Origin of the sequence: Streptomyces sp. NPDC059564, assembly GCF_042735575.1 — a bacterium.
Lineage (GTDB): Bacteria > Actinomycetota > Actinomycetes > Streptomycetales > Streptomycetaceae > Streptomyces.
On sequence record NZ_JBHWBP010000072.1, the window covers coordinates 14,443 to 29,672 of the forward strand.

General features: G+C 73.5%; 14 protein-coding genes. 11 read left to right on the forward strand and 3 right to left on the reverse strand.

All coding sequences use genetic code 11. From position 1 onward, the window contains the following. Positions 1-9: 9 nt before the first annotated feature. The 3 genes from ACFV0Q_RS15500 to ACFV0Q_RS15510 form a co-directional block, all read right to left on the reverse strand. The gene (locus ACFV0Q_RS15500) at positions 10-2,691 is read right to left on the reverse strand and encodes a lantibiotic dehydratase (RefSeq protein ID WP_385005413.1); all 2,682 of its coding nucleotides are present in this window, start codon (positions 2,689-2,691) and stop codon (positions 10-12) included. Between the two features lie 104 nt (positions 2,692-2,795). After that, positions 2,796-2,981 (reverse strand): thiazolylpeptide-type bacteriocin, encoded by a 186-nt coding sequence (locus tag ACFV0Q_RS15505; protein WP_385005415.1) that lies wholly within the window; start codon positions 2,979-2,981, stop codon positions 2,796-2,798. Between the two features lie 397 nt (positions 2,982-3,378). Continuing rightward, positions 3,379-5,316: an amino acid transporter gene (locus ACFV0Q_RS15510; RefSeq protein WP_385005417.1), complete on the reverse strand. Its 1,938-nt coding sequence runs from the start codon at positions 5,314-5,316 to the stop codon at positions 3,379-3,381. 386 nt (positions 5,317-5,702) lie between these two features. On the opposite strand from ACFV0Q_RS15510, the gene ACFV0Q_RS15515 reads away from it, so the two are divergent. From ACFV0Q_RS15515 to ACFV0Q_RS15565, 11 genes are all read left to right on the forward strand, one after another. Continuing rightward, positions 5,703-7,460: a hydrogenase maturation protein gene (locus ACFV0Q_RS15515; protein ID WP_385005419.1), complete on the forward strand. Its 1,758-nt coding sequence runs from the start codon at positions 5,703-5,705 to the stop codon at positions 7,458-7,460. A gap of 84 nt (positions 7,461-7,544) precedes the next feature. After that, positions 7,545-8,600: a hydrogenase expression protein HypE gene (locus ACFV0Q_RS15520; RefSeq protein ID WP_385005421.1), complete on the forward strand. Its 1,056-nt coding sequence runs from the start codon at positions 7,545-7,547 to the stop codon at positions 8,598-8,600. 66 nt (positions 8,601-8,666) lie between these two features. Continuing rightward, positions 8,667-10,451, forward strand: a complete 1,785-nt coding sequence (locus tag ACFV0Q_RS15525) for a nickel-dependent hydrogenase large subunit (protein ID WP_385005423.1) — start codon at positions 8,667-8,669, stop codon at positions 10,449-10,451. Continuing rightward, positions 10,448-10,969 carry a hypothetical protein gene (locus ACFV0Q_RS15530; RefSeq protein WP_385005425.1) on the forward strand — a complete coding sequence of 174 codons (522 nt, stop codon included), beginning with the start codon at positions 10,448-10,450 and terminating at the stop codon, positions 10,967-10,969. The genes ACFV0Q_RS15525 and ACFV0Q_RS15530 overlap by 4 nt, the downstream gene beginning before the upstream one ends. Next, complete coding sequence (locus ACFV0Q_RS15535) at positions 10,966-11,616, forward strand: DUF5947 family protein (protein ID WP_385005427.1); 651 nt, start codon at positions 10,966-10,968, stop codon at positions 11,614-11,616. Before ACFV0Q_RS15530 ends, ACFV0Q_RS15535 begins: the two co-directional genes overlap by 4 nt. Next, the gene (locus tag ACFV0Q_RS15540; protein ID WP_385005429.1) at positions 11,613-12,323 is read left to right on the forward strand and encodes a DUF6084 family protein; all 711 of its coding nucleotides are present in this window, start codon (positions 11,613-11,615) and stop codon (positions 12,321-12,323) included. The genes ACFV0Q_RS15535 and ACFV0Q_RS15540 overlap by 4 nt, the downstream gene beginning before the upstream one ends. Continuing rightward, positions 12,320-13,747: a hypothetical protein gene (locus ACFV0Q_RS15545; RefSeq protein WP_385005431.1), complete on the forward strand. Its 1,428-nt coding sequence runs from the start codon at positions 12,320-12,322 to the stop codon at positions 13,745-13,747. Before ACFV0Q_RS15540 ends, ACFV0Q_RS15545 begins: the two co-directional genes overlap by 4 nt. Continuing rightward, on the forward strand, positions 13,744-14,304 hold the full coding sequence (locus ACFV0Q_RS15550; protein WP_385005433.1) for a hydrogenase maturation protease: 561 nt from the start codon (positions 13,744-13,746) through the stop codon (positions 14,302-14,304). The genes ACFV0Q_RS15545 and ACFV0Q_RS15550 overlap by 4 nt, the downstream gene beginning before the upstream one ends. Further along, on the forward strand, positions 14,301-14,402 hold the full coding sequence (locus ACFV0Q_RS15555) for a DUF6893 family small protein (RefSeq protein ID WP_385005435.1): 102 nt from the start codon (positions 14,301-14,303) through the stop codon (positions 14,400-14,402). Before ACFV0Q_RS15550 ends, ACFV0Q_RS15555 begins: the two co-directional genes overlap by 4 nt. 119 nt (positions 14,403-14,521) lie before the next feature. Then, a complete protein-coding gene (locus ACFV0Q_RS15560) occupies positions 14,522-14,926 on the forward strand; it encodes a hydrogenase maturation nickel metallochaperone HypA (protein ID WP_385005437.1) in 405 nt (134 codons plus the stop codon). A gap of 3 nt (positions 14,927-14,929) precedes the next feature. After that, a partial coding sequence (locus ACFV0Q_RS15565) for a GTP-binding protein (RefSeq protein ID WP_385005439.1) occupies positions 14,930-15,230 on the forward strand: 301 nt, incomplete at its 3' end.

Below are 15,230 nucleotides of genomic sequence, written 5' to 3' on the forward strand. Positions count from 1 at the left end.
TCGGGCGGGTCATCGCGGCCGTCCGGCCCGGTAGACCTCCAGGACCAGTTCGACCGCGCGGGCCGGGGTGGTCAGGCCGCCGGGCGCGGGCAGCGCCTCTTCCAGGACCGCGCCGTCGCCGTGCCGGGACAGCCACTTGGGCAGGCAGCGCAGGTGCAGCGCGTTGCCGAGGTCCACGAAGTGCGGTTTGGGGCGGCTGAGCCGGCTCAGGAAGTCCTCGGCCGCGTGCCCGGTGGGGGCGGGTCCGGCCGGGTGCAGGAAGAGCTGTTCGGGGAGGTCGAGCAGGGCGCGCCAGCGGGCGGCGGCCTCCGCCGGTACGGACGCGGCGGCGAGCTCGGCGCGCAGCTCCCGCACCACGCCGGGCGGCAGTTGCCAGCGCCGGCGCCGCAGCACGACGTGGCGGTGGCGCAGTCGCGGGCTGTGGGTGACGCGGCCGCCGGGGGCGGTGAGGGCGCGGGGCGCGGCGAGCGCCCGGAAGTCGACGACGCCGTGGGGCTGGTCGGAGAGGTGGGCTCCGAGGCGGCGGGGCAGCAGGACGGGGGCGAGGAACCCGGGGTACAGGACGTCGAGGAGTTCGCCGGTGCTCCGCAGCCGGAAGCGCACCTGATCGGTGGGTTCGTCGTGGACGAGTTCCAGGTCGCCTTCGGCGATCGACGCCCGGCGCCGGTCGGGGCCGATCTCGTCCGGGACGAGCAGGGGGTGGAGGTTGGCGTTGAACCCGCCGACGGGCCGGATCTGGGCGGCCCGGGCGCCGGGGCCGAGTCCGCGCCGGATCTGCCGGGAGGTCTCGGCGGCGGCGCGGGGGTCCAGGGAGTCGAGGAACCGGCTGCTGAAGCGGCCCCATCCGCCGTACACGTGGTTGACGGCGAGCAGGCCGCGGTCCGGGTCCCGCTGGAGGAAGTACGCGTAGCTGAGCGGGCGTTCGAGTGCCCAGCGCGGCAGCCTCCCGCCCAGGGCCCCGACGGGGCCGGGCGGCAGGACGACCTCGTCGGCGTCGGCGGGCGCCCCCGCCAGGGATGCCCGTACGTCGGCCACGAACTCGGCGCGCAGGGCGAAGAGTTCCTCGACCCCGGCGGGAAGGCCACTGCGGTCGGCGGGGTCGGGGCCCGCGAGCCGTCCGGCGGTCTCCCAGGCCTCCGCCACCTCGGCGCCGAACTCCCACGGATGGCGGCAGGTGCCGCCGGGGCCGTAGCGCCCGACGAAGCGGTCGCGGACGACGCGGCGCACGAGGTGGCCGAGGTCGAACAGCTCGGCCAGGGGGGTGATCTCGGCGAGGGCCTCGTGGTCGGCGGTGTCCAGGAAGCCGTCGAGGGCGAGCGGGAGCGGGGCGACGACGTCCTCGGTCAGTACGGTGAGCGGGGCGGAGGCGGGCGGTACGGGCCGCCCGGCGCCGGCCAGTTCCGCCGCCCAGCGCTCGGCGAGCCCGGCCAGCAGCGCGGGGCGTTCCTCGGCGGGGGTGTCGGCGAAGGAGGCGGTGATCCGCCCGAGTTCTCCGATCCGCCGGGCCCGCGCCGCGTCCTGCTCGCCCGCCGCGCGCAGCCATGCGGCGATGCGTTCCAGCGGGTCGGGGTCCTGCGGCGGCACGGGCTCTGCGGGCACCAGCAGGCCCGCTTCGCCGAGGCGGTCCAGGAAGGCCGCGGCGGCGTTCCGGCCGTCGCCGCCCGCCGAGTCCCCCAGGGCGGCGGCCAGCAGGTCGGTCAACTCCCCCACCGTGACCGGGGTCGCGGCCTGTTCGGTGACCAGGCTCAGCGGGCCGCCGCCGGGCAGCTCGACCTCGTCCTCGCGGGCCATGAGGTAGCGGCCTCCGGCGAAGGCGGTCCGGTCCCGCGCGTAGGCCGCCCGCCCGCCGGTGATCCGGGCGGTGCTGGTGATGCGGTGCGGGAGGGCGGCCCTGCGGTGCGGGGCGTCCAGGAGGGCGAGGGTGAGGGCGGCCGTCAGGGTGCGGTTGGCCCGCACGACCGCGTGCAGGGGGCCTTCGAACAGCTCCGGGCCGCCCCAGGAGGGCAGCGGGCGGGCCTGCCCGTCGGGGAGCGGCCCCCAGCCGACGGCGGTGAACCAGGACAGCGGGCTGGTCTTGGTGCTGGCGCGCAGGGCGTGGCGCAGCACGGTGGCCTCTTCCTTGCGGGCCCGCCGGTCGGTCGCTCCGGTGCCCGCCCGGAGCACGGCCCGCAGGAGGTCGGCGCTGGTGAGGGCGACGGCCTTGCCGAGTGCGGGTTCGCGGCACAGGGCGGCCAGGGCCTCGCGTTCGGCGGCCAGGGCCGGTTCGGCGGCGGCGTCGAGCTCGGCGAGGAGGGTGGCGCGGGCCGCGCGCAGGGCGGTCCAGGCGGCGAGCCGCGGCACCCGCGCCGGCAGGTCGCCCAGGCGGGCCAGCAGGGCGGGCCGGGGTTCGCGCCCGTTGTGCAGGGCGCGGCGCAGCGGGAGGACGACGTCGCGGTGGAAGCCGGCCGGGTGGCCGTCCCGGCTGTCGTGGAGGTCGTCGCACAGGGGGGCGGTGGTGCGCAGCAGCTCCGTTTCGAGCCGCCGCAGGCGGCCGAGCAGGGTACGGAACCGCTCGGCGTCGGGGCGCTGCGCGGGGTGGGCCAGCACCGTGGCGCGGACCAGCGCGCAGGGGGCGGACCGCACCCGGTACGCGTGGCCGTCGGCCGCGGTGCCGGCCTGCGACGGCTGCGACCGCGGTAATCGCTGCGGCATGGACTCCCCCGTTCCGGTTGGTGGTGGCGCGGTGCGCGGGCCTCCCGCCGCACGCGGAGTGCGGCGGGAGGCTGCGTGCGGCGAGAGGCGGTGGAACGGCGGGGTCAGAAGGTCGGGTAGTCCATCTGGGGCTTGGCGCAGGAGGAGGAGCCCTGGCAGGAACACGAGCCCCAGGACGCTCCCCCTTCGGGCAGGGCGGCGGTGTCGCGCATCGAGGTGACGGTGAGGTCGCCGAGGTCGAGCTCCAGGTCCTGGAGGTCGAAGGCGGCGGCGGGTGCGGTGTCGGACATGGGTGTCTCCCGGAAGTGGAAGCGATAGCCGAATGTGCACGGAACGAAATCGGCAGCCCGCGGGCCTCTTTTTTCAGTGCCCGGGGCTGCCTTTCGAGGGGAAGTATGACAAGCCAAACAGAGCGGCGGCAAGCATCGGGGAAATATGCCGGAACCCCCTGCCGGCCCACTCCCAACACGGCTCAAAACACGTGTTCTACCTGCTCAGAGGGGTCCAGAATCCAGCCATCCGCACACCCGTGAATACACCGGTGAACATTCAATTGAATGATGTCAGCACCACGTCAGCAACGCATCAGGGATGCGTCAGAAATCCCGGCTCCAGCATGAAGGCCGCATCACGCGAAGGCCAAGCACCGGGAAATGCGGTGACGCCTTCGGCCGACGGACACGTACGTCAGCCCGCGTGGACGTGGGGGCGGCGGGCGCGGTCGGATTCGGCCTCGCGGATGACCTCGCGGGTGACGGGGGCGACCTCGCCCTGGCCGAAGAGGAAGAACCGCAGGAAGTTGGCCATCGGGTTGCCCTCGGTCCACTCGAAGTAGATGTGCGGGCGCTGGCCCGTCGCGTCCCGGACGTGCAGGAGCAGGGCCGCGAGCGCGTTGGGGACGGTGGAGCTCTCCAGGGTGAGGACCCGGTAGCGGTCGTGGAGGACCTCGCCGCGGACCTTCAGGCCGGATTCGAACTCGGACGGGTCCAGGACGGTGACCTCGACGAACATCACGTCGTCCCCGGGCGGGATGTCGTTGTCCTCGCGGATCTGCTCGACCTTGTCCCGGTACTCGGCCTTGTCCCGCCGGTCGGGCTCGTTCGCGATGAACCGTATGGTCCGGTTGGCGGTGTCCCGGATGAAGCGCTGCGCCATGTCGTCGAGTTCGACGTGGGTGACGCGCAGCTCGAAGACCCGGGCCAGGCGGGACAGCAGGGAGAGGGCCATGATGCCCGCGATGAAGCAGGCACCGATCTTCACGCCGTCGGGCCGCTCCGCCACGTTGACGGCGGTGGTGTAGACGAAGACGGCCGAGATGATCCCGAAGCCGATGGTCCAGCCGCGTTCCCCGGCCCGCCGGGCGGCGATGGTCACGGCCACCGCGGCCGAGGTGATCAGCACCAGCACACCCGTGGCGTACGCGCCGCCCTGCGCGTCGACGTCGGCGTCGAACAGCCAGGTCACCAGGAACGCGATCAGGGTGAACACGATGACCATCGGGCGCAGGGCGCGGGCCCATTGCGGGGCCATGCCGTAGCGGGGCAGGTAGCGCGGCATCAGGTTCAGCAGGCCCGCCATCGCCGAGGATCCCGCGAACCACAGGATCAGGATCGTGGAGATGTCGTAGACGGTGCCGAAGGCCGAACCCAGGTACTCGTGCGCCAGGTAGGCGAGGGCGCGGCCGTTGGCCTCCCCGCCCGGCTGGAACTGGGCGGCCGGGATCAGCAGGGTGGTGATCAGGCTGGAGCAGATCAGGAAGACGCTCATGATCACGGCGGCCGTGGTCAGCAGCTTCTTGGCGCCGCGGATCCGGCCGGCGGGCTTCTCCTCGGTGTCCTCGGGATCGCCCTGCACGTGCGGCATGACCGCCACGCCGGTCTCGAAGCCGGAGAGGCCGAGCGCGAGCTTCGGGAACACGACGAGGGCGATGGCGATCATCATGAAGACGTTGCCGTGCTCGGCGGTCAGCGCGGTCGTCCAGTCGGTGATGACCTGCGGTTCCGTGAACACGTTCCACAGCCCCACCGCCACCACGACGACGTTCAGGCCGAGGTAGGTGGCCACCAGGACCACCGCCACGCCGATGGCCTCGCTGAACCCCTTGAGGAACACCGCGCCGAGCAGCGCGATCATGATCAGGGTGATCAGCACCTCGTGCCCGTGCAGGGTGGAGGTCAGGTGCGGGTTCTCCACCAGGTGCGCGGTCGCGTCGGCCGCCGAGAGGGTGATGGTGATGAGGAAGTCGGTCGCCGCGAACCCCAGCAGCGTCAGGACGAACAGCTTGCCCTTCCAGAACGTCAGCAGCCGCTCCAGCATGGCGATGGAACCCTCGCCGTGCGGACTCTCCTCGGCCACCCGCCGGTAGACCGGCAGCGCACCGAACAGGGTCAGCAGGACCAGCACGATGGTCGCCAGCGGCGACAGCAGACCGGCCGCGAGGAACGCGATGCCGGGCTGGTAGCCGAGGGTGGAGAAGTAGTCCAGGCCGGTCAGGCACATGACGCGCCACCACGGACGGCCGTGGGGCTGGGCCGCCGCCTCCTTGGCGGCGGGCGAACTGTCCTGGGCGGTCAGGCCTTCCAGCATCCACGCGCGCAGGCGCGTCGTGCGGGCAGGGGTGGCCATCGTGGGGGGCTCCTGTCGTGCGGCATGAATCAGCCGTCGGCTGCGGCATCGACGGCTGAGTCAGCGTACGCAGTCCGATCATTTATGCACGTTAATAGGCCAATCCTGACGCGTCCTTAACGCGAATGGCGGGATCGGGCCACGAGCGGGAAGCCGGGACGAAGCCGGCCTCCCGCGGGCGCCGTCCGGGCGGGGTCGCCGGGGTGCGGGGTGCGGCCGAGCGGCCCTTTGGGCGGGCGCTTTCGGGTGACTCCCGCCGCACGGCTCGGACGCGGTGGCGGCCGGGTACCCGACCATTTCGGGCGGCCGGTCATGTTCCGGTCACGAGCCGCCGATCAGGCCGGGAACCACACCGTCGTGGCGCCGGGCCGCCGCTGGGAGACCCCGTGTACGTCCTGCTCGTCGCGAGCGCCTTCAACAGCCTCACGCAGCGAGTCCACGCCGAACTGCGCGACCACGGCCACCGGGTGGCCGTGGAACTCGCCCTGCCCGGGGTCTGCCTGGCCGAGGCCGTGCGGCGGCACGACCCCGACCTGGTCCTCGCCCCCATGCTCAAGACGGCGCTCCCCGCGGAGGTCTGGTCGGCCCGCACCTGCCTGATCGTCCATCCGGGGCCGGTCGGCGACCGGGGTCCGTCCTCGCTGGACCGGGCCGTGCAGGAGCAGGCGACCCGCTGGGGCGTGACCGTGCTCCAGGCCGGGGCGGAGATGGACGCCGGTGACGTGTGGGCCGCCGTCGAGTGCCCCCTGCCGCCCGTCGGCAAGAGCGACCTGTACCGGGGGGAGATCGCCGACGCGGCGCTGCGGGCCGTGCTGCTGGCCGTCGAACGGTTCGCGTCCGGCACCCACACCCCCCTCCGCCAGGACCCGGCCGCCGCCCGCACCCTCCCCTACCTGCGCCAGGACGCCCGGCGCATCGACTGGGAGAGCGACTCCACCGACCGCGTCCTGCGCACGCTGCGCGCCGCCGACTCCCAGCCGGGCGTCCTGGACGAGCTGCTGGGCGGCGAGTGGTACCTGCACGGCGGCCACCCCGAGCACCGGCTGCGCGGCCGCGCCGGCGAGCTGCTGGCGACCCGGGCCGGGGCGGTCTGCCGGGCCACGGCCGACGGCGCCGTGTGGATCCCGGAGCTGCGGGCCCGCCGGGTGCCGGGGCGGGCCGCCCCGGTGAAACTGCCCGCCACCCTCGCGCTCGGCGACCGGCTGCCCCCGCTGCGGGAACACCCCGCGCCGCCTGCGCACGCGGACGCCCGGGGCCGTACCTGGGCCGACATCCGCTACCGGGAGGAGGGGCAGAGCGGGTTCCTGTCCTTCGCCTTCCCCGGCGGTGCGATGAGCACCGCGCAGTGCCGCCGGCTGCTGGACGCGTACCGGGCCGCCTGCGCCCGCCCCACCTCGGTGCTGGTCCTCGGCGGCGGCCGCGACTTCTTCTCCAACGGGATCCACCTGGGCGTCATCGAGGCGTCCGCCGACCCGGCCCGGGAGTCCTGGGACAACATCAACGCCATGGACGACCTCGTCGAGGCGGTCCTCACGACCACCGACCGGCTCGTCGTCGCCGCGCTCGGCGGGAACGCCGCCGCGGGCGGGGCGATGCTGGCGCTCGCCGCCGACGAGGTCTGGTGCCGATCGGGCGCGGTGCTGAACCCGCACTACCGCCTGATGGGGCTGTGCGGCTCCGAGTACTGGACGTACACGCTGCCGCGCCGCGTCGGGGCCGCCGCCGCGGACCGGCTGACCTCCGAGGCGCTGCCGGTGAGCGCCGCCGCCGCGCAGCGGGCGGGGCTGGTCGACCGGACCCTCGACTGCGCGCCGCAGGCCTTCGCGGGCGAGAGCGCGCGGCTGGCGGGGCACCTGGCGGCGCTGCCCGCCGCCCAGTCCCGGATCGCCGCGAAGAAGGCCCTGCGGGAGCGCGACGAGGCGGCCCGGCCGCTGGCCTCGTACCGGGAGGCGGAGCTGGCCCTGATGCACGCCACCTTCTTCGACCCCGCGGCCCCGTACCACGCCCTGCGCCGTGCCTTCGTACGCAAGGAGACGCCGGACGCCACCCCGCCCCACCTCGCCCGCGCCGTTCCGGAGCGGCCCGCCCCGGCCGTCACCTCACTGGCCGTACATGACGGAGCACCCGGGGCCCGGGGCTGTTAGCAAGAAAGGTGTGGCCGGGGCAGACCGGCCCGCCGCGCACCCCGCCCCGAACACGTCCCCGCACCTCCCGAAGGAGGCATCCGCATGGATGCAGCACCGTCCGCCCCGGCAGAGGACCCCCCGATCCACATTCTCTGGATCAACGCGGGGCTGAGCTGCGACGGCGATTCCGTCTCCCTGACGGCAGCGATGCAGCCCAGCATCGAGGAGATCGTCATGGGCGTCCTGCCCGGACTCCCCAAGATCGCCGTGCACTGGCCCCTGATCGACTTCGAATGCGGCCCCGTCGGGGGCGCGGACACCTTCATCGAGTGGTTCTTCAAGGGCGAGCGGGGCGAGATCGACCCGTTCGTGCTGGTGGTCGAGGGATCGATCCCCAACGAGAAGATCAAGCCCGAGGGCTACTGGTGCGGGTTCGGCGACGACCCGGAGACCGGCCAGCCCATCACCACCAGCGAGTGGATCGACCGGCTGGCCCCCAAGGCCCTGGCCGTCGTGGCCATCGGCACGTGCGCCACGTACGGCGGCATCCACGCCATGGAGGGCAATCCGACGGGCGCCATGGGCGTACCGGACTACCTCGGCTGGGACTGGACCTCGAAGGCCGGGATCCCGATCGTGTGCGTGCCGGGCTGTCCGATCCAGCCCGACAACTTCTCCGAGACCCTGACCTACCTGCTGTACCAGGCGGCGGGCTCGGCGCCGATGATCCCGCTGGACGACAAGCTGCGCCCCACCTGGCTGTTCGGCGCCACCGTCCACGAGGGCTGCGACCGCGCCGGCTACTACGAGCAGGGCCAGTTCGCGCAGACCTACGACTCCCCCAAGTGCCTGGTCAAGCTGGGCTGCTGGGGTCCCGTCGTCAAGTGCAACGTGCCCAAGCGCGGCTGGATGAACGGCATCGGCGGCTGCCCGAACGTCGGCGGCATCTGCATCGCCTGCACGATGCCCGGCTTCCCCGACAAGTTCATGCCGTTCATGGACGAGCCCCCCGGCGCGAAGGTCTCCAGCAAGGCGAGCGGCGCGTACGGCGCGGTGGTCCGCAAGCTCCGTGCGATCACGGCGCACACCGTCGACCAGGAGCCGAAGTGGCGCCAGAGCGGCCGGACGCTGACGACGGGCTACCGCCCGCCCTGGTGACCGGCGCCGTCCTCCCCGCACCGAACGCACCAACCCCCGCACCGAAGAAGGGTCACGGCAGACACGATGACACCGAAGACGAAGGCGGCCGGCGACGGCAGCGGCCTGGTCGAGATGGCCTGGGATCCGATCACCCGGATCGTGGGCAGCCTCGGCATCCACACGAAGATCGACTTCAAGCAGAAGCGGGTCGCGGAGTGCTACAGCACCTCGTCGGTCTTCCGCGGCTACAGCGTCTTCATGCGCGGCAAGGACCCCCGCGACGCGCACTTCATCACCAGCCGGATCTGCGGGATCTGCGGTGACAACCACGCCACCTGTTCCGTGTACGCGCAGAACATGGCCTACGGGGTGAAGCCGCCCCACCTCGCCGAGTGGATCATCAACCTGGGCGAGTCGGCGGAGTACATGTTCGACCACAACATCTTCCAGGAGAACCTGGTCGGGGTCGACTACTGCGAGAAGATGGTCCGCGAGACCAACCCGGGCGTCCTGGAGAAGGCCGAGCGCACCCCGGCCCCGCACGCCGGCGAGCACGGCTTCAAGACCATCGCCGACATCATGCGCTCCCTCAACCCCATCGAGGGCGAGTTCTACCGCGAGGCCCTCCAGGTCAGCCGGTACACCCGCGAGATGTTCTGTCTGATGGAGGGGCGCCACGTGCACCCCTCCACCCTCTACCCGGGCGGCGTCGGCACCATCGCCTCCGTACAGCTCTTCACGGACTACATGAGCCGCCTGATGCGGTACTGCGAGTTCATGAAGCGCGTCGTCCCGCTCCACGACGACCTCTTCGACTTCTTCTACGAGGCCCTGCCCGGGTACGAGGAGGTCGGCCGCCGGCGCGTGCTGCTCGGCTGCTGGGGCGCGCTCAACGACCCCGAGCACTGCGACTTCACGTACGCCAACATGACGGACTGGGGCCGCAAGATGTTCGTCACCCCCGGTGTGGTGGTGGACGGCAAGCTGGTCACCAACGACCTGACCGAGATCAACCTCGGCATCCGCATCCTGCTGGGCAGTTCGTACTACGACGACTGGGAGGGCCGGGAGCAGTTCGTCACGCACGACCCGCTCGGCAACCCGGTCGATCCCCGCCACCCGTGGAACCAGCACACCATCCCCGCCCCGCAGAAGCGGAACTTCGACGACAAGTACAGCTGGGTGATGTCGCCGCGCTGGTTCGACGGCAAGGACCACCTCGCGCTGGACACCGGCGGCGGCCCCATCGCGCGCCTGTGGTCCACGGCCCTCTCCGGGCTGGTGCAGACCGACTACGTGCAGGCCACCGGCCACAGCGTGGTCATCACGCTGCCGCGCACGATGACCAAGCCCGAGACCCGCTTCGAGTGGAAGATCCCGAAGTGGAGCAACGCGCTGGAGCGCAACCGCGCCCGCACGTACTTCCAGGCGTACGCCGCCGCCATCGCCCTGCACTGCGCCGAGAAGGGGCTGGCCGAGGTCCGCGCCGGGCGCACCCAGACCTGGGAGAAGTTCGAGGTGCCGGACGAGTCCATCGGCGTGGGCTTCACCGAGGCCGTGCGCGGCGTCCTGTCGCACCACATGGTGATCCGCGACGGCAAGATCGCCAACTACCACCCCTACCCGCCGACCCCGTGGAACGCCAGCACCCGCGACACCTTCGGCACGCCGGGGCCGTACGAGGACGCCGTGCAGAACACCCCGATCTTCGAGGAGAACTCCCCGGAGAACTTCAAGGGCATCGACATCATGCGCGCGGTGCGCAGCTTCGACCCGTGCCTGCCCTGCGGGGTCCACATGTACGTGGGCGGCGGCAAGACGGTCAAGACGATGCACGTCCCCACCGGCCTGAGCGGACTGGGCGGATGAGCGCCGCCCTGGACGCCCGGCAGGCGGGCGTGCGCGTGGAGGAGGTCCTCGACGGACTGGCCTGCGGCGGGGACCGCAAGGCGAGCGCGGCGGCCGAGGAACTGGTACGCGTGCTGATGGACTTCTACGGGGCCGGGCTCGCCCGGATCGTGGAGCGGCTCGGCGCGGACGCGCTCTCCCCGCTGCTGGACGACGAGCTGGTGGCGAGCCTGCTCTCCCTGCACGACCTGCACCCGGAGGACGTCCACACCCGCATCGGGCGCGCCCTCGGCTCCGCGGGCGACCCGGTGGAGCTGGTCGGCTTCGACGAGGCCACCGGTGTGCTGCGGGTACGCCCCCGGGCGGCCTCCGGCGGCTGCGGCTGCGGTTCCACGGACGCTTCCGGGCCGGCCCTGGAGGACGCGCTGGCCTGCTTCGCCCCCGAGGTGCTGGCGGTGGAGGCCGAGCCCGCCCCGGCCCCGCAGCCGCCCCTGCTGCAGATCGGCACCCGGCCGCACACCCCGGTGCGGGTGCCGTGACGGCGCCCGGCCTCCTGGCGGGCGCCCCGCGCGGTCTGCGCCGGTTCGCGGGCCCGCGTCCGCCCCGCCCCGAGAGCTGCGAGCTGTGCGGGACCGCGGTGGCCGAGGACGGCCACCGCCACCTGGTGGAGACCGAGAAGCGGACGCTGGTCTGCGCCTGCACCGGCTGCGCCCTGCTGTTCGACCGGCCGGGCATCGTGACGGGCCGGTTCCGCGCCGTCCCCGTCCGGTACCTGGCCGACCCCGGCCACCGGCTCGACGACGGCGCCTGGGAGCTGCTCCAGATCCCGGTCGGCGTGGCGTTCTTCTTCCGCAACGCCGCGCTCGACCGGCTGGTCGCCCTGTACCCGAGCCCGGCGGGGGCCACCGAGAGCGAACTCGACCCGGAGGTCTGGCAGAGCGTGCTCGGCACGGGCCGGCTGTCGGCGCTGCTCGAACCCGACGTGGAGGCGCTGCTGCTGCGCCGCTCCGGGGGCCGCACCAGCTGCCACCTGGTCCCGATCGACATCTGCTACGAGCTGGTGGGGCGGATGCGGCTGCTGTGGCAGGGCTTCGACGGCGGGGCCGAGGCCAGGGCCGCGCTGGACGCGTTCTTCGAGAAGGTCGAGCAGCGCTCCCGGGTCCTGGCGCAGGAGCCGGTGTCATGACGGGCGCCACCGATCTCGCCTTCTCCTGTACCGGTGTGCGCGCCGACCCGTACGCCGCCGGCCCCACCCTCGTCTTCCGGCTGCGGATCACCGCCGGGGCGGGGGTGCGGGTGCACGCGCTCGCCCTGCGCTGCCAGGTGCGGATCGAGCCCGCCCGGCGGAGCTACTCGGGCGGCGAGGCGGAAGGGCTGGCCGACCTGTTCGGGGAGCGTTCCCGCTGGGGCAGCACCCTGCTGCCCGTGCAGTTCGCCCAGGTGGCGCTGATGGTGCCGAGTTTCACCGGGGAGACCGAGACCGATCTGGTCGTCCCCTGCACCTACGACATGGACATCGCGGCCACCCGCTACTTCAGCGCCCTGGAGGAGGGGGAGGCGCCGCTCCTGATGCTGTTCTCCGGCACGGCCTTCACCGGCGACGGAGGGTTCCGGGTCGAGCCGGTGCCCTGGGACCGCGAGGCCTCGTACCGGATGCCGGCGGCGGTGTGGCGGGAGATGGTCGAGCAGCACTTCCCGGGCTGCGGCTGGCTGCGGCTGCCGCGCGACCTGATGGCGGAGCTGCTCGCCTTCCGCTCCCGGCACGCGCTCGCCTCCTGGGAGGCGACGGTACGGACGCTCCTCGAGTCGGCTCCCGGGGCCGCCCCGCCGAAGCCGCCCCCGCTGCGACTGGGCGCCGTACTGCCGCGCGTCACCGAGAGGACGGCTCCGTGACCGCCACCACCGAGCGGGACGCCCGCTTCGACACCGCCCGGCAGGTGGCGGACGCCGTCCTCTTCGAGGGGTACGTCCTGTACCCGTACCGGGCGTCGGCGGCCAAGAACCGGCTGCGCTGGCAGTTCGGCGTCCTCGTGCCGCCCGCCTGGGCCCCCGCGCACGGGGAGCACTCCTTCCAGCGGACCGAGGTCCTGATGGAACCCCGGGGCGAGGCGACGCTCTCCCTGGAGCTGCGCTTCCTGCACGCCCGGCGCCGCACCGTGCACCGGCGCCGCGAGGACGGCGGCTTCGACGAGGTCGCCGAACTGCGCCTGCCCGACCGGATCCTGGTCCCCTGGGACGAGGGCGCCGAGGAGCGGGTGGAACTGTCCGTCCCCGTGGCCTCGCTGGCCGGTGACGGGCTCGTCCTGCCCTTCGCCCGGCCGGCCCGCGAGGAGACCGAACCGGTGCTGGACGCCGGGGGCCGCAGCGTCGGCCGGCTCGTGCGGCGCACGGCCGGGGCCGAGGGCGTCGTACGGGTGTCGGCCGCCGAACTCGACGGCCCGTACCGGGTGCTGAGGCTCACCGCGGTGGTGGAGAACACCAGCCCCTGGACCCCGCAGGACGGCGCGGACGCCTCCCGCGAGGCGGCGCTGCCGCGCTCGCTGGTCGCCGCCCACCTCCTGCTGGGGCTGAGCGCCGGATCCTTCCTGTCGATGACCGACCCGCCCGAGTGGGCCAAGGGGGCCGTCGCCGCCTGCGACAACCGGCACACCTGGCCGGTGCTGGCGGGCGGGCCCGGCCGCGCCGACGTGGTCCTGTCCTCCCCGATCATCCTGGAGGACCACCCCGCCATCGCGCCCGAGAGCGCCGGGGCGATGTACGACGCCCTGGAGATCGACGAGATCCTCGCCCTGCGCACCGCGACCCTCACCGAGGAGGAGAAGCGGGAGGCGCGCGGGACGGACGCCCGGGCGGCCGCCGTGATCGAGCTCGCCGAGTCGATGCCGCCCGAGGTGCTGGAACGGCTGCACGGAGCGGTACGCGGCCTGCGCGAGATCACCGGCCCCGACGCCTTCGACGGGCCGCCCGCGCTCACGGAACCCCCCTCCGAGGAAGCGGTGTTCCGGCCCGACACCCCCTGGTGGGACCCGGCGGGCGCCGACCCGGCGGGCCCGCCCCCGGACCGGATCCCGGTCGACGGGGTCCTGGTGGGCGAGGGCAGCCGCGTACTGCTGCGGCCCGGCCTGCGCCGCACCGACGCCCAGGACCTGTTCCTGCGGGGCCGCGCCGCCCTGGTCGAGGCCGTCCTGCACGACGTCGACGGCGGGGTGCACCTCGCCGTCACCGTGGAGGGCGACCCGGGCGCCGACATCCGCCGCGAGCAGGGCCGGTTCCTGTACTTCCAGCCCGACGAGGTCAGCCCCCTGGAGGACGCGTGAGCGGCGCGGTACTGGTCGCCGGGATCGGCAACGTCTTCCTCGGCGACGACGGCTTCGGCGTGGAGACGGTGCGCGCCCTGTCCGCCCGGCCCCTGCCCGGACACGTCGAGGTGGCGGACTTCGGGGTGCGCGGCGTCCACCTCGCCTACCAGCTCCTCGACGGCTACGACACCCTCGTCCTGGTCGATGCCACGGCGCGCGGCGGCGCCCCCGGCACGCTGTACCTGATCGAGGCCGCGGAGGCGGGCTCGGTCGCCCCCGGGGCCGCCGTCCTGGACGGCCACCACATGTCCCCCGACGCGGTCCTGGCCCTGCTGGGCACCCTGTGCGCGGGCACCGGCTCCACCCCGCCGCGGCGCACGCTCGTCGTCGGCTGCGAACCCGCCTGCGTCGAGGAGGGCATCGGGCTGAGCGCCCCGGTGGCCGCCGCGGTGCCGCAGGCCGTACGGATGCTCCTGGAGCTGCTCCGCGACGAAGCCCCGTACGGGGCCGACGGGGACGCCGTCCCCGTCGGCGCCGATGAACCGACCCTCCGTGAACCGAGGAGAACCCCATGAAGAAGGCCGTCTTCGGCGCAGCCGCCGTGGTCCTGGTCGCCGTACTCGCGCAGGTCCTCCCCGACATCAAGCGGTACCTGCGCATCCGCTCCATGTGAGCGCGGGTCCCCGGACGCCCCGCCGCCCGAATGGCGTACGGGGCGTCCCGCGCGTCGGCGAGCCCGCCCGCGCCGCCCGTGTCCTGCCGGTGTAATGAGCCCCGGCAGGACGGAGTCCGATGCACGAGATGTCGATCGCCATGGCCGTCGTGGGCCAGGTGGAAGAGGCGGCGCGGGCAGGTGCGGCGAGCGCCGTGAGCCGCGTCGAGCTCCAGGTCGGGGAGTTGGCCGGCGTGGTACCGGACGCCCTCGCCTTCTGTTTCGAACTGGCCTGCGCCGGGACGGTCCTCGAAGGGGCCGAGCTGGTCACGCGGTCCGTGACGGCCCGTGCGCGCTGCGGCGCCTGCGCGGGCGAGTGGCCGGTGGGCATGCCGCCGGACCTGTGCTGCCCCGCCTGCGGCCGGGCCACGGAGGTCGAGCTGCTCTCGGGGCGGGAACTGCGCGTCCTCAACGTGACCTGGGAGGACGCCGAGGACGGCCCGCCCGCGGTCCCCTGCCGCGAACCGATCTCCGAGGAGGCCTGAACCATGTGCCGAGTGGTCGACCTGCACCAGGCGGTGCTCACCAAGAACGACGGGGCCGCCCGCTCCCTGCGCGCCGCGCTCGCCGCGCGCGGAACGGCCGTCGTCAACCTGCTGTCCAGCCCGGGCAGCGGCAAGACGGCCCTGCTGGAGCGGGAGTTGACGCTGGCCCGGGAGCGGGGGGTGCCGGTTGCCGCCCTGACCGCCGACCTGGCCACCGAGAACGACGCGCTGCGGCTGGCGCGTTCGGGGGTCCCGGTCAAGCAGGTGCTCACGGACGGGCTCTGCCACCTGGAGGCACCGATGC